Origin of the sequence: Longispora albida DSM 44784 (assembly GCF_000379825.1) — a bacterium.
GTDB lineage: Bacteria > Actinomycetota > Actinomycetes > Mycobacteriales > Micromonosporaceae > Longispora > Longispora albida.
Window position 1 is genome coordinate 843503 of sequence record NZ_KB903813.1, and the last position, 19933, is coordinate 863435.

Below are 19933 nucleotides of genomic sequence, written 5' to 3' on the forward strand. Positions count from 1 at the left end.
GGACGGCGTTACTGGGAGTCGCCGGTCACCAGGGCGAGGGCGTGACAGTCGCCGGCCGCGATCCGCTGGACGTTCCTCAGCCCGGCCGGCGGCTGGGTGGCGTCCGCGCCGCAGTAGGGGCTCCAGGCGACCACGGTGCCGTCGTTCTTGAGGCCATACACGCTGAGTGCGCCGAGGGCGACCTGGCGGAGATCCGTGACGCCCCGCGTGGCGTCGAGCTGGCCGGCGGTGTTGTCTCCCCAGCCGACGGCGGTGCCGTCCGGCATGAGGGCGGCCCCGTTGACTGCCCCGGCCTCGACCGCGACCACTCCCGACAGCCCGGCGGGCACCTCCGTCTGGTGCAGGCTGTTGTCGCCCCACGCCACCACGGTGCCGTCACCCTTCAGCGCTACTGCGAAGTCGTTGCCGGCCGCGACCGCGACGACGTTGGTCAGCCCGGCTGGCACGGTCAGCGCCGGGCAGCCGGCCCTGCCCCAGGCGACCACCGTGCCGTCCTTCTTGAGAGCCAGATTCACGTGGTAGCCGGCCGAGACAGCCTTCACACCGGTCAGGCCGGCGGGGACGTCCATGCCGTTGCAGGCGTTCCCGCCCCAGGCGACCACTGTGCCGTCCCACTTGACGGCGAGACTGTGCCTGCACCAGGACGCGGAGATGGCCCGCACTCCGGTCAGGCCGGCCGGCGGCTTCGCGTTGGCGTCACCCCACGAGGCGACGGTGCCGCCGAGCCGCAGCGCCAGGCTGTGCGAGCCACCGTCGGCCACGGCGACCACGTCGGTGAGCGGCGGTACGTCGTTCTGGCCGTGGGCCGAGTTGCCCCACGCCACGACCTTCCCGCCGAGCAGCAGGCTCGGATCGTAGTCGTAGAACACGGAACCGACCTGGAAACCGTCCTCGGTGGCCGGATTCCAGCTCCGGGCGGAGCAGTCGGTGACGCCAACGGAGCTGCGCGCCTGCGGCCACACCAGGAACCGGTAGTAGCCGGGGCCGCTGCCGGTCAGGTCCAGGGCCGGCAGCTCCACAGCTTTGGTCCTGTCGTCCCTGCCGTGCGGGTCGAGGGTCACCGAGACGGGGGCCGGAGTGGCGGAGCTGGGCCTGCCGTCGTCCCGGACCAGCTGGTAGTAGGCCCGGTCCGTCACCCCGCAGTCGGCCTGGTTGCCGAAGTTCGGGTTGACGGCGTCCACGACGAACGTGTTCGCGGGTATCTTCCCGGTGCTGGTGATGTGGCCGTAGCCGTCCTGGCTGTTGCCGTCGGGGCTCGACCAGGCGTTGTCGTAGGGCAGCCGGGCGGCCGGGCGCTCCCCAGGGCAGCTGTCGTCGGCGAAGGCCCAGCTGGGCAGCGACGGGAGGGTCACGGTGCCCGACGGCATGGTGACCTGCACGCCGAGCTGGTAGGTCTTCGGGCTCGCGGCGCAGCCGGTTCCCGGCCCGAGGCCGCCCCGGAGCGTGATGGTCAGCAGGTCGGTGTCGCCGCGCGGGGTGGTGCTGACGATCTGGTACTGGTTGTCGGCTCCTGGCTGGGTGGCCAGGCGGGCCTCGGTGTCGAACCTGCCGTCGGAGTTGAAGGAGTACCGCACGCTGGTGGGCTTCTCGCCCTTGGCGACGGCGAGCACGAAGTCGGCCCGGATCTCGCTGTCGGACTGCGCCCACCGGTTGGAGTAGCCCAGCACCTTGGCCACGCGGGGCTCGGCGGCCTGGGCCGGGCCGGCCGGGATCGCCAGCCCTGCGGCCAGGACGATCAGGGGCAGTGCCGCCAGCCGGAGCCTGGACAGACCACTGTGTACTGTCACGCTTCCCCCTTCAGGATGACCTTCGCCCCGGCCGATCCGGCGGAGGCGTGCAGGACGAGCCGGTGCAGCCCGGCCTTCGGGGCCAGGTCGTAGGCGAGCGTGCCGGAGACCTTCGCACCCGGCTTGATCAGGCTGGTGAACGTGTGGTGCTCGGCCGGCGGTTCGGCGAGGAGTCCCGCCGCGAGGTCCGGCCGGTACTCCAGGCCGGTGCTGTCGAAGGCGCGCTGCTCCACTTCGGGCAGCCGTGCGGGCTGCTGGCCGGTGTTCTCCACCGTGAGCCGGACCGTGCAGTACTGGCCGAGGGGCGAGCGCCTGCTGCCATCCCTGACCAGCTCGCCCTGCCCGCACTTCACCTCGCCCACCGTCATCCTGAGCGGGCCGTCGGTGACGGTCCGGTCCGAGTCTCCGCCGGCGAACAGTACCCAGGCTCCGGCTCCGGCGAGCACGGCAGCCGCCCCGCCTGCGAGGAGCCACAGCCTGGGGGCGGCCAGCGGGCGTCTTCCCGGCTGGTCCGGGCCTGCGGGGCGGGGTACGGCTTCCTCGGTCTGCTGGCTGGTCACGACCACCACCTCCACGTCGCTGCACAGTTCTCTGTGCACTGTAGGCAGCAATGGGAGGTTTAGTGATGTTTCGGTGAAAAGTCCCGCTAGTGGTCTGCGATGGCGGGCATCGGGGCCCCCTGGACCTGGGCGCGCCCCAGGTCCCGCCCGGCCGCGGTGTGCCGGTGACGGCCGGGCCGCTGGCGGGTGATGACCGCGCTCACCGGCCAGGCGGGGATCTCCTCGGTGGCCCGTTCCCGGCTGAACAGCGCGCGCAGGCCGCGCGGCGCGCGGTGCCGTGGCTCGTACCGGAACCGGCGCCGTGTGATCCACACAGTCCCGACCAGCAGCACCGCCGCGGCCAGTGACACCGGCGGCGGCATGTCGACCAGCTGGGCGAACGACGTGACCCGTGACGAGGACGGCGGGGCCGGCGGCGGGGTCATCCGGGTGACCGCCTGGTTGTCCGGCTCGGCGCTCAGCAGGTACCCGTTGACGGCCGCCTCGCCTTCCGCGCCCTTGTCGCTGCGCAGCATGGCCGTGTTGCGGATGACGCCGCCCTTCGGTACCTCCCGGCCGACGGTCGCCTGGATCGTGACGTCTGGAGTGGAGCCGGCGGTCAGCTTGCCCAGCTCGCAGCGCACCTCGTGCACGCCGAGCGGCTGGCAGCCACCCTGGCTCGACGTGACGGTCATGTTGTCGAGGACGGCCGTGCTGGTGAAGTCGAGCCCGATCGGGCTGGGCGGCAGCGGATCCCGGTACGAGATGAGGATCTTGTGGGTCACCCGCTCGCCGGCCCTGGCGCCGAAGGGCGTGCTGCTCAGCGCCGCACTCACCCCGCTGCCATCGGCAGCGGACAGAGGTGCGGCCGGAAATATCCCCCAAGCAGCAGCGCACATCACTGCTGTCACCCGCGCGATCCGCATGACCGGATTATGGCGCTGCAATTGGGCAGAAAACTTAGGTTCGGGGGATTTCATCCACTGATAGTGCTGAAAGGAGCTGTCTGGGGAAAAGTGGCGAGCATAGCCTCGCTGATCGAGATGCACCTTAATTTTATGTATTTACGGTAATCGCCACTCCGGGGGGTACTACGTTCCGTGACGGATGGGTCCGGCTTGGCCGGTCCGCGGTTCGTGGCGGGGGGAGTGCCAGTGGCCGGATGGGGTGTGGTCAGCATGTCCGCCTGGTGGCGGCGGCTCGTGGCGGGCCTCGTGATGATCCTGGCCGGGGCTGGCCTGGTCATCGTGCCGCTGGCCGCGCAGGCCGACCGCAGTGACTGGACCTGCCGTTTCCAGGGGGCCGTGCAGGGCGGCATGGTCATGACCGGCAATACGTTCCAGGCGTCCAATGGCAAAGCGGCTAATGCGGACAATATTACCGGACAGCCGACAAAGTACTCATACGTGACGCGAAACACCTCGGCGACGGCCCCGCTGGCGCTCCCCGCCGACGCGACCGTCGTCAAGGCCGTGCTCTACGTCTACGGCAGCCAGTACCACCCGCCGGGCAGCGCCGATTACGACGATCCGAAGAGGTTCAAGTTCCGGGTGGCTGGCAGTACCGGCTATTCGGACAAAACTGCTTCCGAGGTCGATAATCTCGTTTTCGATAATGAAGCACACGGCAACGAGCACCAAGCGATCCTCGACGTGACGAACGACGTCAAAGCGGCCGGATCGGGGACGTACGGCGTCGCGGACACCCCCGTCTACGCCTTCCCCTCGTACTTCTTCGGCGGCTGGGCGCTCGCCGTCGTCTACTCGTCCCCGAGTTCCCCGCAGACCCAGGTCTCCCTCTGCGACCGCTGGCTGCGCACGGACAACACCTCCGCTGACGCCACGTACGACCTGGGCTGGACACCGATGGCCAGCCCGGCCAGGGTCGCCATGTTCCACACCGGAGTGTCCGGCGACCCGGGCCACGAGGACGCGATCCAGCTCGAAGGCAAGCGGACCGGTGACGCGGTGAACCCGAACCCGAACTCGTCGGGCGGTGTCACGCGCCAGGAGGTCGCCAACGGCACCTGCGAGCAGTTCGGCAAGGACATCGCCGGGCGCGACCCGCAGGGCCCGTCAACCGGGTGGGATGGCCAGACGGCCGACTGCCCCGGCATCGACGTGGACACCATGAACGTGACCACTGTGGCTCCCGCCACGCGGACGTTCACCGTCCGCGCGGGGGCCGAGGAGGAGACGGCGTGGGGCGTCCTCGGCTTCACGTACGAGCCCAGCCCCGACGCCAGGCTCGGCCTCGCGAGGGACGCGAAGCTCAACGACGCCAACGGCGATGCCTTGGGCAACGTGGGCGAGACGATCAGCTACACGTACGCGGTCACGAACTCCGGCAACGTGACCATGTCGGGCATCGCGATCGCCGACGACAAGGACGCGGCCGGCTCGACGACCTGCGCGAAGACGACGCTGGCACCGGGAGAGTCGGCGGCGTGCACCGCGAAGTACACCGTCACGGCTGCCGATGTCGCGGCCGGGACGGTCAGGAACACCGCGACCGCGACGGGCAAGGACCCGAAGGGCGCCGGCGTCGTGAGCCCGCCCAGCGCCAAGGACGTCCCGACCGCCGAACTGCCGGCCAAGCTGGAACTCGGCAAGGCCGCCCGGCTCGACGACCGGAACGGCGACGCCAGGGCCAACGCCGGCGAGACGATCGCCTACACGTACACGGTCAGGAACTCGGGCACCGTCGCGCTCACCAACCTGGCCATCAAGGACGACAAGGTTCCGGCGGCGGGGGCCACCTGCGCCAGGCTCTCGCTCCAGCCGGACGAGTCGACGACGTGTACCGGCACCTACACCGTCACCAGCGCCGATGCCGATGCCGGCAAGGTCCGTACCACGGCCACGGCCGGCGCCGACGACCCCAGCGGCAAGCAGGTCGTCAGCCCGCCCGGCTCCGCCGAGGTACTGACCGCCGTGGCAGCCGCTGTGCTCGACCTGGCCAAGGACGGCAGGCTCAACGACGCCAACAGCGACAACCTGGGCAATCCCGGTGAGACCATCGACTACACGTACACCGTCACGAACAACGGCACCGTGCCGGTCAGCGGGCTCACCATCACCGACGACAAGATCGCGGCGGTGTTCATCGCCTGCGGGAAGACCACCCTGGCAGCCGCCGAGTCCACGATCTGCACGGCGACCTACACCGTCAGGCCGGAGGACGTCGCTGCCAGGAAGGTGCGGAACGTCGCCACCACCCAGGGCAGGGACCCGGACGGGAACCCGGTCGTGTCACCGCAGGCGAGCAAGGAGGTACCGGCCGGCGACGTCAGGCCGTCTGCCGCTGCCCTGAGGGTCGGCAAGCAGATCACGAAGAACCCGGCCCCGGTGGCCGGCAGCCCGGGCACCTACGAGATCGAGTACGAGGTCACGGTCACGAACTCCGGCCAGGGTGCCGGCACGTACAGCCTGAGGGACGAGGTCCAGTACGGCACCGGCGTCGACCTCACCAAGGCTGTGATCGCCGGCAAGTCCCCGGCCGGGCTGACGGTCAGGCCCGACTGGAACGGGCGCAGCCAGCCGGTCGTCGCGGAGAACGTGAACATCGCGGAGGCCAGCGCCCACGTGTACACGGTGACCAACTGGTACACAGTAGACACCGCGAAGGCCACCAACCAGTCAGTGGACTGCATCCTCGACACCACCGAGACCGGCACCGGTACCCGCAACCGGGCGTCCATCACGTTCGCCGGCGGCGGGCAGGGCACCTCGACCTGCATTCCCATCCCGGCGGTCACCGTCTCCAAGCAGCTGATGAGCGCGAGCAAGGACGCCACTGGCAAGTGGAATGCCGTCTACCGGGTCACGGTCGCCAACAAGGGCGCGGCTCCCGCGATCTACGACCTCGACGACCGGTTCAGGTTCGGGGAGGGGACCGTCGTCAGCTCGGCGGTCGTCACGGGCAAGCCGACCGGGGCGAACATCGACCCGGCCTGGAACGGCCAGGGCAAGACGCGGATGGTCAGCAACATGCCGATCGACCAGACCTCGACCCAGACGTACGAGCTGACCGTCTCGGCGGCCCCGCCGTGGCCAGCGGCGCCGGCGAGTACCGACTGCACGCTCGACACGGGGGAGGCCGGCACCGGCCTGCTCAACGAGGCGGCCATCGTCACCGACGGCCGCACGGCCAGGGCACAGGCCTGCCAGGAGACCGCCGAGTCCGGCTTCAAGAAGGTCGTCACCCAGCAGCCAGTTCCGGTGGCTGGCCAGCCCGGCGTGTACGAGATGAAATGGGAACTGCGGGTCTTCAACTACTCCGCGGCGGAGCAGGACTACACGCTGCTGAACGACACGCTCAAGTTCGGCTCGGGCATCACCGTCCAGTCGGCCAGCGTGGCGAACACGACGCCGGGCACTCTCACCGCCCGCGCGGACTGGGACGGCCGGACACGGACCGTCGTCACCGACGCCGGGAAGATCGCGGCGCAGGGCCAGCACGTCTGGACGGTCACCGTCAGGTTCTCGGTGACCGACTCCGCGACCGCCGACTCCGCGACCTGCAAGAAGGGCAGCAGCACGGGCCTGCTCAACACGGCGTCGGTGACCACGAACGGCCGCACCGAGGGCGCTGAGGAGTGCGTGAGCGCGCCGATCATCAAGTCCGAGAAGCAGCTGGTCTCGGCGACGCCGTCCGGCAACGGCACCATAGTCCTGGTCTACGCGGTCATCGTGACGAGCTCCGGCGGCAGCGGAACGTACACACTGGACGACAAGCTGCGCTTCGGCACCGGCGTCACGATCCAGCAGTCCATCGCTGGCAACGAGGTCCCCGGCGACATCGCCACCGAGCCGGGCTGGGACGGCCTGGGCAACACCCGCATAGTCACCGACAAGGCGATCGGGCCTTCGGGCGCGCACGTCTACCTGATCACGGTGACGGCGAAGCCGCCAGCGGAGTTCGCCGACCGCAGGAACGCCGACTGCACGCTCGACGCGGGGGAGACCGGCACCGGATACCTGAACGAGTCGACGCTGACTGTCGCCGGGCTGTCAGACAAGGAGGAGGCGTGCCACGCTGCGGCGTTCCTCGACTTCACGAAGAAGATCAGCGCCCAGCCGGCTCCGGTGCCTGGGCAGCCGGGCACGTACACCGTCGAGTACGAGCTGATCATGAGCAACGCCGGCAACCCGTCGAGCAGGTACACCCTGACCGACAAGCTCAGGTTCGGCGCGGGCGTGACCGTCCAGAGCGCGAAGGTGACCACCATCCCGGCCGGGGCCGGCGAGAACCCCGGCGGCTGGAACGGCACCACCCAGACCACGGTCACCAAGGACCAGGACATCGGCGCCAACACCACGCACACGTGGAAGGTGCAGGCGACGTACAAGGTGGAGCCCACGCTCACCGAGGCGGCGGGTGACTGCACGCTCGACACGGGCGAGACCGGCACCGGCACCCTGAACGAGGCCTCCGTCGAGGTCGGCAACCGGGGGACCATCCAGTCGGCCTGCGCGACGGTGAGCATGCCGTCGGCGGTCACCACGGCGAAGAAGATCCTTTCGGCCGGTACCGACGCGAACGGGCTCTGGACCATCAAGTACCAGCTCGACGTGACGAACTCCAACGGCGCGGGGAAGTACACACTGGACGACGAGCTGCGCTACGCCGCCCAGGTGGCCGTGCGGACGGCCAAGGTGACGGGCCAGCCGGCCGGGGTGACCCCGAACCCGGCGTGGGACGGCAAGGCCGCCAGGAACCTCGTCACGGACCAGGCGATCGCTGCGGGTGCCACGCACACCTACGAGGTCACGGTGACGGCGAACGTCACAGCCGGTACCGGCAACGTGGACAGCACCGACTGCACCCTCCAGAACGGAGAGACCGGCACAGCCTTCCTCAACGAGGCAACCACCACAGTGGACGGCAGGGCCGGGAAGAGCCGGGCGTGTGAGCCGCTCCCGTCGGTCACTCTGACCAAGAAGGTGTCGAAGGAACCGGTGCCCGTGGGGCAGGTCGACAACACCTTCGACATGGAGTACGAGGTCACGGTCACCAACACCGGCAAAGCCGCCACCACCTACACGGGCGTGGACGAGCTGCGGTACGGCAAGGCGATCCAGGCCCAGCCCACCCCGGTGATCACCAACACCACGCCCGGCGGCCTGACCGCGCAGGCCGGGTGGAACGGCGCCAGCCAGGCCACCTTCGTCACGGACCAGGCGATCGAGGCGGGTGCCACGCACGTGTGGACGGTGAAGGTCCGGTTCACGGTCGACGCGCCCAACGCGACGATCGACGACGCCGACTGCAAGCTCGACCCGGGCGAGACCGGCACAGGCACACTGAACACCGCATCGGTCACCTACAAGGGCGGCAAGGCCGAGGACAAGGACTGCGCGCCGATCACGCCGGTCACACTCACCAAGGAACGCAAGGTGATGACTCCGAACGGCGATGGCACGTGGGACATCGCCTACGAGGTGACCGTCGCCAACACGGGCGCGCCGACGACGTACGACCTGAGCGACAAGCTCCGGTTCAGCCCGGCGGTGCAGGTGATCAGCGCGAAGCTGGCTGGCGTGCCGGCCGACATCGCCGCCGACCAGAACTGGGACGGGCAGGCCACCACGAAGATCGTCACCGGCCAGGCGATCGGGCGGACGGTCCGGCACGTGTACACCATCTCCGTCAGGGTGCGGCTGCCGCTGGACGCCGGCGGCAAACCGGAGCCGTCCGACTGCAGGCTCGACCCGGACGAGGCCGGTACCGGCCTTCTGAACGAGGCTCTCGCCACGTCGAAGGGCGGCACGAGCACCAAGCAGGCCTGTGACCCGATCCCGAGTGTCACGTTCGCGAAGTCGGTGCTGAACCAGCCGGCCCCGGTCGACGGCCAGCCGGGCACGTACGAGATCGTCTACCAGCTCCAGGTCACCAACTCCGGTGCCGCCCCGGCCGCCTACGACCTGGCGGACAAGCTCAGCTTCGGCCAGGGCCTGACGGTGGCTGGCAAGCCGGTCGTGACCAAGGCCGGCCCGGGCGCGCCCGACCCCAGCCCCGCCTACGACGGCGCGGCAGACACCTCGGTCGTCAAGGGCGGCACGATCGCGGCGAACACGGTGCACGCCTACAGGCTCGCGGTCCGGTACACCCTCGACACGGCCAAGCTCACGGCGGCCTCAGGCGACTGCCGGAAGGACGCGGAGGAGACCGGCACCGGCACGCTGAACGAGGCCACGCTCACGATCAACGGGCAGAAGACCGAGGGCCAGGCGTGCGCCGAGGTGTCCACGGTGCTGATCGAGAAGAAGGTCGCCTCCGTGACGGCGAACCCCGACGGCACGTCGACGGCCGAGTACGACCTCGTCGTGCGTAACCCTGGTTCCGCGAGCAAGACCTACGAGGCCAGTGACCAGCTCAGGTACGGCGCGGGCATCACGATCAGCTCGGCGTCCGTCGCCAGTACCCCGGCAGGCGTGGCCTTCAACAAGAACTGGAACGGAATTGCGGACACGGCCTTGTCGCCCGCGCAGTCGATCGCGGCCGGCGGGACGCACACGTACCGGCTCAAGATCGTCGCGAAGCTGCCCGCGACCCTGGACCCCAAGGCCGGCGACTGCACGCTGGATTCGGGTGAGATCGGCACCGGCCTGCTGAACGAGGGCTCGATCCTCGTCGACGGCAAGACGAGCCGGGCCCAGGCCTGCCAGGAGACAGCGGCGATCACGCTGGACAAGAAGGCCGGCGAGGTGAAGCCGGTACCGGGCTACCCGGGGCTGTACCGGATCACCTACGACCTGACCGTCACGAACACCAGCAGCGCCGAGAGCACGTACTCCCTCACTGACCAGCTCAGGTTCGGCAAGGGTGTCACGGTCCAGGAACTGCCGGTCGTGACCAACGTGACGCCGGGCGCGCTGGCGGCGGTGGCCGGGTTCGACGCGGCTGGCCAGCCGAAGGTCACCCAGGACCAGAAGATCGCCGGCAAGGCCAGCCACGTGTGGCGGGTGGACGCGTTCTTCAAGATCGACAGCGCCTCGTACACCGCCACGTCCGGCGACTGCACCGTGGACCCGGGCGAGAACGGCAGCACCGGTACCCGCAACGAGGCCACGGTGACCTTCACCGGCGGCCAGTCGGCGAAGGAGGACTGCAAGCCTGCCGGCCTGGCCGGCCAGGTGAAGCAGAAGCCGAAGACGCTGGTGTCCGCGACGGACAAGGGCAGCGGGATCACCGAGCTGGTGTACGAGATCGCGGTCGAGAACTCCGGCGCGTCCGAGGGCAGGTACACCCTGGACGACGCGCTCAGGTTCGGAGCGGGCACGACGATCCACACGGCGGCGGTGACCACCAGGCCCGCCGGGGTGACGGTCAACTCCAGCTGGAACAACAGCCCGGTGGACAAGAACATCGTCACGGACCAGGTGATCGCGGGCGGCGCGGTTCACGTCTACCGCGTGACCGTCCAGGCCACCGTGCCGCTCAGGACGGCAGACGCCAAGGCGACCGACTGCAAGCTCGACGACGGCGAGACGGGTACCGGCCTCCTCAACACCTCGACGGTCACGGTGAACGGCCAGCCGGACACGAGCACGGCGTGCAAGGAGACGCCGAGCATCGAGCTGACGAAGAAGGTGAGGGCCGGCACGCCGTCGCCGGTCGCCGGTCAGCCGGACACCTTCGAGATCCTGTACGACGTCACCGTCACCAACGGGGGCGCCGGTGAGGGCAGGTACTCCCTGACCGACGAGCTCAAGTACGGCAAGGGCGTGAACATCCAGCCCGCGCCGAGCGTGACCAGCACCCAGCCGGGCAGCCTCACCCCCGTGGCGGCCTGGAACGGCACCGGCCAGACCAAGGTGGCCGACGGCCAGGTGATCGCGGGCAGGAGCAGCCACGTGTGGACGGTGAAGGCCCGGTACAAGGTCGACAAGTCGATGGTCACCTCGGAGACGATCGGCTGTGTCCGCACCGGCACCGAGTCCGGCACGGGCACCCTGAACGAGACCAGGGTCGACGTCAACGGCCAGTCGGACACCCAGCTCGACTGCGGCGGCACGCCCGTCGTCGTCCACGAACCGAAGAAGGTGGTCTCGATGACCGCCAAGGGCGGCGGCGTGACCGAGATCGTGTACGAGCTGCGGGTCCGCACGGTCGGCAAGGTGCCCGGCCAGTACACGCTGGACGACCAGCTGCGCTTCGCCGGCGGCGTGCAGGTCCAGTCGGCGGCCGTGACCACGGCACCGGCCGGCGTGACGCCCAGCGCGGACTGGAACGGCACCACGAAGACGAACGTGGTCACCAGCCAGGCGATCCCCGGCGACACGGCACACGTGTACCGGGTGACCGTCACCGCCAAGCTGCCTGCGACCGCCGACGCGAAGGCCGCCGACTGCAAGGTGGACGCCGGCGAGACGGGTACCGGCCTGCTCAACGAGGCCACGGTCACCGTCGACGGCAACAAGGACGTGCAGTCGGACTGCCGGGAGATCTCCAGCGTCCTCTTCACGAAGACGATGACGCAGAAGCCGAAGAAGGTGGGCACGAACGAGTACGAGGCCGTCTACGAGCTGCGCGTGCAGAACACCGGCGCGGCGGCTTCGGCCTACGACCTGGTCGACGTCCTCAAGTACGGGGACGGGACCGTCGTCAGCGCGGCCACCACCGTGAACACCCAGCCGGGCGGCCTCGCCCAGAAGCCGGGCGGCTGGGACGGCCGGACGAAGACCACGCTGACGAACGGCGAGCCGATCGCGGCGAACGCCACCCACGTGTGGACGACGACCGTCCGCTTCCGGATCACCCAGGCGATCACCGCCGGAGCCAGGGACTGCGTCCTGGCCCCGGCTGAGAGAGGCACCGGAACGCTCAACCAGGCCACCCTGCTCGTCGGCGGCCAGGCCCAGAACCGGGAGTCCTGCGGGGAGGTCGAACCACCCACAGTGGACCCGGATCCGAAGGTGACGGTGCGCAAGGCCCTGGTCTCGGCCCTGCCGAAGGGTGACGGCACCTACGATCTCGTGTACGAGGTCAAGGTCACCAACGAGGGCGGCGGCACCGGCAAGTACACCCTGGACGACTCCCTCAGGTACGGCACCGGGGTGACCGTCCTGGCCGGCCGGATCACCGCGACGGGCACCATGCTCGAAACGGGCTGGGACGGCCGGACGAGGACCCGGATCGTCACCGACAAGGAGATCGCGGGCGGCGCGACCCACACGTTCACGATCTCCCTGAACGCCCAGGTACCCGCAGCCGTCCCCGCCGGCGAGACGGACTGCGCGCTCGACGGCGCGGAGAAGGGCACCGGCACGCTGAACACGGCCACACTGACCGGCGCCAGCACCGGCGAGGCCAGGGCCTGTACCGAACTGCCCAGCACCACCATCACCAAGAAGCACCTCGGCAGCTCTCCGGTGGCCGGCCAGCCGGGCACCTACGACCTCGCGTACCAGATCAAGGTGACCAACGCCGGTGCCGGACCGGGCAGCTACGACCTGGACGACACCCTGACCTTCGGCGACGGTGTCCAGGTACTGGCGGCGGCGATCGGCGACCCGAAGCCGGCCACACCGCAGGCCGGCTGGGACGGCCGGGCCAAGACCAGGATGGCCACGGCGGTGACCATCGGGCCGAGGACCGAGCACGCGTGGCTGGTGATGGTCCGGGTGAAGGTACCGCCCGCGATCTCCGCCAGGGCAGCCAACTGCACGATGGAAGGCGACGAGAAGGGCACGGGCCTGCGGAACCAGGCGACGGCGGTGGCCAACGGCAACAAGCTCAACGGCGAGGCCTGCACCGTCGCGGGCGGCACGGCAACACCCACCGCGGACCCGACCGGCAAACCGTCCCCTGACCCCACGGGAAAGCCTTCACCGGACCCGACAGGCAAGCCTTCACCAGACCCCACCGGCAAACCGTCCCCAGATCCCACAGGGAAACCGTCCCCGGACCCGACCGGCAAGCCGAGCCCCGATCCCACGGGCAAGCCCAGCCCCGATCCCACAGGCAAGCCCAGCCCGGACCCCACGGGCAAGCCCAGCCCGGACCCGACCGGCAAGCCCGGCCCTGATCCGACGGGTAAGCCCGGCCCTGACCCGACGGGCAAGCCTGGCCCTGATCCGACCGGAAAGCCAGGCCCGGACCCCACGGGTAAACCCGGTCCTGATCCGACCGGCAAGCCTGGCCCTGATCCGACCGGAACGCCCGGTCCTGACCCGACCAGCAAGCCGACCGCGAACCCGACTATGAGCCCGACCACGAACCCGACCGGCACGCAGGTGCCGCCGCCGGCGCCTACCGATGGGCCCGGCCCCACCGAACAGCCCTACCCGCCGAAGCCTCCGGTTCCGCCCGGGCCGCCGCCGATGCCGGTGACGGGTTCGACGCTGATGCCGTTCCTCATGGCGGGCGGGGTGCTGCTGATCCTCGGCGGGGCGCTGCTCCTGGCGACGAGCCTGTGGCGGAGGAGGGTGACCTACGAGGCGTAGGCCGATCGCCTCACCGTCCGGGGCCTGGAGCATGACGCTCCAGGCCCCGGACGTCTGTTGTGGAATATCAGCGTTCGCCCCAAAAATCACAGATCAATAACTACGTTCATTTCTGGGTACCGGGCAGAAAGGGGCGAACATGACGATCCGGTCGGCTGTGTCCTGGCTCGGGGCCGCGTTGCTGATGTCCGGCGCCGCGGCGGTGTTCCTCCTGTCCGGGCTGCCGGCCGGTGCCGCCGACCAGGTACCGGCCGCCGTGCACCTGGTCAGCTCGCCGATCGCGGCCAGCGCCGGCCAGGCCGTGACGCACCGGCTCGTCGTCCGGGGGGCTGAGGCGGCCGGTACGGCTGGCGTGCAGGTCACCTTCGAGACCACGGCCGACGTCACCGGCCTCGCCGCGTCGGGTACGGACTCTGCCTGCGAGCCGGCGAACACGCGCTCGGTACGGTGCAGGGTCGTCACCGCCCGGCAGCCCGGCGAACCCGCCGTCATCGTCGTCACCGGGCAGATCTCCCCGGAAGCCCGCCCGGGGGACGTGGTCCGTAACCAGGCCGTCGTCACGGCAGCCCAGGACCCGGACCAGGCCGACAACGTCTCGGCCAACGCCTACGTGCTCACAGCCGTGGCCGGTCCTGCGGCGCAGCCCAGCGCGTCCCCGGCTCCCGAGCCCGGTTCCGAGGCGGGCGACGAGCAGATCCTGGACCTGATGGCCCCGGCGACCATCTCCGACGTGCTGCCGTCCTCGCCGGGCGAAGCGATCGCCTTCGCCGTGCTGATCGGCGGCCTCGCCATCGCCGGCCTGACCGGGCACAAGCTCTTCGTGCGGGGGCACCGGTTCCCGGGCCTGGGGTCAAGGCTCAAGCCGCGCCTCGCGTACCGGGGCCGCCACCGCCGGAGCGTCTTCCGCCGCCGGGGGCTTCCGGCCGGAGCGGCAGGTGTCCTCGTGCTGGTACTCGCGGCGGCGCTGTCCGGCCCCGCGACGTCCATCGAGGCGGCACCGTCCACACCAGACGCTCTGCCGCACCCTGAGGCGACCAAGCCCCCAGCCACCAAGCCAGGTACCGCCAAGCCAGCAACGGCCAGGCCGCCTGTCACCAGGCCGTCTACTCAGGCTGCCCCGCCGTCAACGCCAGCCGAGAAGCCGCCCCTGCGCCCTGTCGCCTCGGAAGGCCCCCGGACGGCCACCGCGCCCGACCAGGGTGCCCGGCCACCGGCCGGCCCGGTGGAGAAGGGCGGGCAGGCCGTCGCCGGGCTGCACCTGGTTCTCGGGCTGGCCCAGTACGTCAACGACACGCTCACCCGCACCGAGGCCGATCTGAAGACCATGCGGGGCACGCCGAAGGTGGCCGCGGAGGCCGTCACGACGCTCGAAGGCACGCTCCAGGCCAACAGGCTGGAGCTGACCCGGCTCGAAGCGGAGGGCACGAGGCTCACCACGGCGGTCGCCGACCTGCTCAAGGGCAGCCGGGCCGAGTCGGCCACGTACCAGGGCGGCAAGCTGCTGCGCCCCGTTCCCGGCGGCCTGAACAGCGGGTTCGGGCACCGTGACGACCCGTACTACCACCGCTGGCAGCTCCACGAGGGTCTGGACCTCGACGCCGCGATGGGCGAGCCGATCCGCGCGGCGGCACCGGGGGTGGTCTCGCGGGCCGGTGACCACGGCGACGGGTACGGCAGGCTGACCTGTGTGGAGCACGGCCGGCTCAACGGTGATCGCCTGAGCACCTGCTACGCGCACCAGTCGGTGATCAGGGTCGAGCCGGGCCAGGCTGTCACGGCAGGCCAGGTGATCGGCGAGGCTGGTTCCACCGGCGCTTCCACCGGCCCGCACCTGCACTTCGAGGTCCGCCTCGGCGGCCGGGCCGTCGATCCGGGGCCGTGGCTGGCGCCCTGAAGCGGATAGCCTTGCGCCCGTGCTGACTAACGGGGAACACAAGCTCACACTCAACGGCGTGGAGCACTGGGTCCGGGTGGCCGGTGCGGAGCACGCGACGACACCGGTCGTGCTGGTGCACGGCGGCCCGGGTGCGAACGCCTTCCTGCTGGAGCGCACCGTCGGGCCGTTCATGGCCGAGGAACTGACCATTGTGTACTACGACCAGCGCGGGTGCGGCCGATCGGAGCGCACTCCCGGCCGGTACACGATGCGGGATCTTGTTCTTGACCTGGAGGCGCTGCGGGGTGCGCTGGGCGCTGAGCGGATCGACCTCGCCGGGTTCTCCTTCGGCGGGCAGGTCGCGGCAGAGTACGCCGTGGCGTTCCCCGGCCGGGTGCGCAGGCTCGCGCTGGGCGCGCCGTCGATCGCTGGCCCGCTGCGCTGCTCCGGCAGGCTGGCCGCGATGGACGCCGTGGCCGACGAACCCTTCCGCGAGAAGGTCCGCGCGCACGCGTCCACCCTGGAACACCTCCCCGGCGAGCTGTCCTACCCGCTGGTCGCCGGCCTGTGGCGGGAGATGAGCGGCGAGACGGCCGCCCGCTTCGCCCTGCACGACCCGTCCTTCGCCGGAAAGATCCCGAGCCTGGGCATCGAGTCCGACCCGGACTTCGGCACGGACGTCTTCCGCGAGCCGCGTCCCGGCAACCTGCTCGACGACCTGGCGGCGCTCGACCTGCCGGCCCTCGTCGTGGTCGGCGTCTACGACCGGGCGATCGGCGTGGACGCCTGCCGCGACCTCGCCGACCGGCTGCCCGGCGCCCGCCTCGGCATTCTCGACCGCAGCGCCCACAGCCCCATCGAGCAGCCGGAACTCTACGCGGAGCACATCAGGCGCTTCCTGGCATGAGACAGGGCCGCGGAGTTCCCATCCCGCGGCCCTGCCCACCTACTGCTCTCTACTGCTCAGTGCTCTTTACGGCTCGACGGCCAGGCCCAGGTAGAGGGTGTTCGCGTTGAGCGGGTTGAACGCCACGGCGTCGATGTCGTGGAAGGTGTTGTGCGTCTTCGTCACGGTGCCGCTGGTGTGGCTGTACTTGTACAGGTCCGAACCGTAGGCGCTGAAGTTGGTGCCGTAGGTGAAATACAGCGTGTTCGCGTCGGTCGGGTGCGGGAACAGCGGGTTCCCGTTGTAGAGCGTGACCTCGGCGTTCTGGTCGAACACGGCGGCCCAGGTCTGCCCGCCGTCGTTGGAGCGCCACAGGTGGCGGCCCTGCGAGGGGTGCTGCGCCTCGTACTGGCCGACGTCGATGCCCTCGGCGTACACGACGTTGCCGTCAGCCGGGGACACCGCGACCGACAGGATGTTCACGCCCCACTGGTCGGCCGGGGTCAGGTCGATGCCGCTGCCGGTCCACTGCGACCAGGTCTGGCCGCCGTCGTAGGTGTAGAACGTGCCGACGGTGCCGAGGCCCGCGACGCCGTGGTACAGGTTCTTCGGGTCCCACGACACGTCGTAGAACGACTGGCCGGGCAGGCCGTTGCCGCGCTTCGTCCACGAGTTGCCGCCGTTGAACGACTCCCACACCTTGCCGTCGTAGCCGGCCAGGAGCACGTGCAGCCCGTTGGCCGGGTCGACGCCGAGGCCGACGTGGCCGACCTGGCCGTCCGGGGTCGGCTCGGCGAGCGTCGGGTCGGTGAGCGGGGTGATGGTGGTGCCGGTCATCCGGTACAGGCCGGCGCTGCCGGAGTCCGACCACAGGTACGCCCGGCCGCCCTTCGCGGCGGTCACCTTGACGAACCAGCCCTCGGGCAGCACGCCCACGGAGGTCCAGGTGCAGCCGGCGTTGGTGGAGCGGTAGACGGTCTGCGTGGTGGAGTACGGCGACTGGATCGTCTTCTCCTGGACGGCGACCAGGGTGTTGGCCGTGTCCAGGGCCGCGAGGCCCACCGTGTACGTGATCGGCGTGGCCGCGTTCGTCGTCGGCTTGATCGTCGCGCCGTCGTCCTTGGTGTAGGACAGGCCGCCGGGGCCGGTGACGGTGGAGCAGTTCGGGTTGATGGTCCAGGTCGTGGCCGCGGTAGCGGTCCCGGACATGGACAGCACCGCCAGTGCCGCTGACAGCGAGGCGGTGACGCCGGTTGCGAGCTTTCGCATGTGGATTTCCTACCCCCAGATCGTGGTGGTCTGAACTCCCCAAGCTTTGATCATGAAAAGCGTCCGTGCACAGTGGACAGTCATGTGAGACATGTCATGCGACCGAACCTGTAACAGTCACAAACCTCGCGCTAGAACCCGTACGTGAAAGCCGGGTACTCCAGCAGCATCCACAGCCCGAACCCGAGCTTGAGCAGCCCGTCCACCAGCCCGAACGCCCGCAGCGGTACCCGCGTGACGGTCAGGGCCGCGAGCGCGTTGAGGGTGGCCAGCACGCCGAGCAGGGCGATCAGCGGCCCGTGCGCGAGGCCCATCAGGACGAAGTGCGCGCCGACCACGAGCAGGATCCAGCCGATCAGCGTCCGCTCACCGGACTCCCTGAACCTGTTGACCACCAGGGCGATCAGCCCCATCTCGGCCACGATGGCGGCGGCGAGCGCTCCGATGTGGACAAGGGAAGGCGAGCCGAGCGAGGGCAGCAGGGCGCTCAGCCCGCTGGCGGTGATCCCCGCGATCCCGCCCCCGATCGCCAGCGGTACCCAGCGCCGGGGGAACAGCCAGCCCAGCGTGAAGCCGAGCCCCACGAAGATCAGGAACAGCCCGCCGCCGCGGATCAGCGGGTACGGGTGGTCGCCGGTCAGGGCCAGCAGGGAGGGGGTGTCCATGATCAACACCCTAGGGCCTGTCACAGGGCGGCGGCCTGCGCCCTGATCTCCGGTACCGCAGTGGTCTCCCACCACCGGCCCCGGCGCAGCGGCCCGACCGCCCACAGCCGCGCCGACGCCTTACCGGACCGGCCGACGAGCATCCCCGCTCCGTCCACATCGAGCCCCAGCCCCAGCGCGTCGTACCTGGCCTGCCCGCTGGTCACCAGCGACCGGATCAGCTGCGACGTCGGGTACGCACCGGGGCCGGTGCAGTTGACGACCCGTCTGGCAGGGATCGCCCTGCCGTCCGAGAGCACCACGGCCTCCCCTGTGGACCCGGCGAGCTGCCCGGCCGTCACGGTCAGGTCACCGGAGTCGAGCAGCCGCTCCACCGCGCGGGCGACGACCGGGGCCATCCGGTGCCGGTGCACCTCCCAGTACCGCATGACGTGCCGCAGGAACCGGCCCCGGTCCTCCGGGCTCAGCCACGCCCACAGCTGGTTGATCCGGGGCCGCAGCGCGTCGACGACCGGCCGCCAGTCCCCGGCCTCCTCCGCCGCCGACCGGGTCATCCGCAGGATCTCCCTCAGCGAGTGCCCGCCCTCGGGCAGGGGCGGCATCGGATCCACCACGGCAGCCGGGACGACGTGCGCCCTCGGCATCAGCCCGTGCCGGGACAGCAGATGGATCCCGCCGTAGTGCCCCCGCCTGCTCAGGCTCAGCGCCACGTCCACAGCCGTCAGCCCCGTGCCGAGCAGGACGACCGGCTCACCGGGGCTGATACCGCCCAGCGCGCCCGGGGCCCACGGATCCGGCACGTACCGCGGCGAGCCGACCGGAGCGCCCGCCGGATGCGCGGGCCTGGAGTGCCCGAGCGCGAGCCCGACCCAGTCGGACCGTACCGACCGCCCGTTGTCCAGCTCCACCACGCCACCGGCGATCCGCAGCGCCCGCTGGTGGACGATCTCCAGCCGGCCGGGATGCGCCTCGGCGGCGTCCTCCAGCGTCGCCTCCACGTACCTGCCGTACGCCCGCCGGGGCAGGAACCCGCCCGGCGCGCCCGGCAGCCGCTGCCACCCGCACCAGCGCACGAAGTCGTCCGGCTCGCCGGTCCTGGCGCTCATCGCCGAGGCCGGCGAGTTGAGCAGGTGCCACGAGTCGTCCGTCCCGTACGCGAGGCCCCGGCCGAGGCGCGGGCCCGGCTCGATCAGCACGACCCGGGCGTCCCTGGTGCGCAGCAGGTGCGCGGCGACGATCGCCCCGCTGCATCCGCCGCCGATCACGGTCATCGTGCTCCGGCCCATGCCGACCTCCGGGGGATACGCAGTGCGAACACACCAGGCCGACACAGCGTAACCGATATACCTACTAATCCGATAGGGAAACCCGCCTGGCATGCCGGAACCGGGCCCGGCGCAGTGTTGATCATCACCGGGCATCAGGTCCGGAACCCGCTTGTGCCCCTTACAGTTCAGGCAT

The 19933-nt window shown here is 70.4% G+C and carries 9 protein-coding genes; 3 read left to right on the top strand and 6 right to left on the bottom strand.

Annotated features, from left to right (window positions below):
- Nucleotides 1-8 precede the first annotated feature (8 nt).
- The 3 genes from A3G1_RS38085 to A3G1_RS0104040 are packed head-to-tail and all read right to left on the bottom strand — an operon-like array spanning nt 9 to nt 3252.
- Nucleotides 9-1787, bottom strand: a complete 1779-nt coding sequence (locus tag A3G1_RS38085) for an RCC1 domain-containing protein (protein WP_018348180.1) — start codon at nt 1785-1787, stop codon at nt 9-11.
- Nucleotides 1784-2386 (bottom strand): DUF4352 domain-containing protein, encoded by a 603-nt coding sequence (locus A3G1_RS0104035; protein ID WP_157640883.1) that lies wholly within the window; start codon nt 2384-2386, stop codon nt 1784-1786. Before A3G1_RS0104035 ends, A3G1_RS38085 begins: the two co-directional genes overlap by 4 nt.
- A 47-nt stretch (nt 2387-2433) precedes the next feature.
- Nucleotides 2434-3252: a hypothetical protein gene (locus tag A3G1_RS0104040; protein WP_157640884.1), complete on the bottom strand. Its 819-nt coding sequence runs from the start codon at nt 3250-3252 to the stop codon at nt 2434-2436.
- 228 nt (nt 3253-3480) lie between these two features.
- Between A3G1_RS0104040 and A3G1_RS0104045 the strand changes: the two genes are divergently transcribed.
- From A3G1_RS0104045 to A3G1_RS38095, 3 genes are all read left to right on the top strand, one after another.
- Nucleotides 3481-13776, top strand: a complete 10296-nt coding sequence (locus A3G1_RS0104045; protein WP_157640885.1) for a DUF7507 domain-containing protein — start codon at nt 3481-3483, stop codon at nt 13774-13776.
- Nucleotides 13777-13915: 139 nt separating this feature from the next.
- Complete coding sequence (locus tag A3G1_RS42075) at nt 13916-15670, top strand: M23 family metallopeptidase (protein WP_018348183.1); 1755 nt, start codon at nt 13916-13918, stop codon at nt 15668-15670.
- Nucleotides 15671-15689: 19 nt separating this feature from the next.
- Entirely contained in the window at nt 15690-16559 is an 870-nt protein-coding gene (locus tag A3G1_RS38095) for an alpha/beta fold hydrolase (protein ID WP_018348184.1), read from the top strand.
- A gap of 66 nt (nt 16560-16625) precedes the next feature.
- On the opposite strand, the gene A3G1_RS0104060 is transcribed toward A3G1_RS38095, so the two are convergent.
- The 3 genes from A3G1_RS0104060 to A3G1_RS0104070 all read right to left on the bottom strand — a co-directional run bounded on the left by A3G1_RS0104060 (nt 16626) and on the right by A3G1_RS0104070 (nt 19758).
- Nucleotides 16626-17807: a WD40/YVTN/BNR-like repeat-containing protein gene (locus tag A3G1_RS0104060; protein ID WP_018348185.1), complete on the bottom strand. Its 1182-nt coding sequence runs from the start codon at nt 17805-17807 to the stop codon at nt 16626-16628.
- A gap of 131 nt (nt 17808-17938) precedes the next feature.
- Nucleotides 17939-18472 (bottom strand): DUF6609 family protein, encoded by a 534-nt coding sequence (locus A3G1_RS0104065; RefSeq protein WP_018348186.1) that lies wholly within the window; start codon nt 18470-18472, stop codon nt 17939-17941.
- 20 nt (nt 18473-18492) lie between these two features.
- Nucleotides 18493-19758 carry an FAD/NAD(P)-binding protein gene (locus tag A3G1_RS0104070; RefSeq protein WP_018348187.1) on the bottom strand — a complete coding sequence of 422 codons (1266 nt, stop codon included), beginning with the start codon at nt 19756-19758 and terminating at the stop codon, nt 18493-18495.
- Between the last annotated feature and the right edge of the window lie 175 nt (nt 19759-19933).

What these genes read in the sequence shown, in the direction of transcription:
- A3G1_RS0104040 (WP_157640884.1), bottom strand. Translation starts at nt 3,252, where the DNA reads ATGCGGATCGCGCGGGTGACAGCAGTGATGTGCGCTGCTGCTTGGGGG.
- A3G1_RS42075 (WP_018348183.1), top strand. Translation starts at nt 13,916, where the DNA reads ATGACGATCCGGTCGGCTGTGTCCTGGCTCGGGGCCGCGTTGCTGATG.
- A3G1_RS0104060 (WP_018348185.1), bottom strand. Translation starts at nt 17,807, where the DNA reads ATGCGAAAGCTCGCAACCGGCGTCACCGCCTCGCTGTCAGCGGCACTG.
- A3G1_RS0104065 (WP_018348186.1), bottom strand. Translation starts at nt 18,472, where the DNA reads ATGGACACCCCCTCCCTGCTGGCCCTGACCGGCGACCACCCGTACCCG.
- A3G1_RS0104070 (WP_018348187.1), bottom strand. Translation starts at nt 19,758, where the DNA reads ATGGGCCGGAGCACGATGACCGTGATCGGCGGCGGATGCAGCGGGGCG.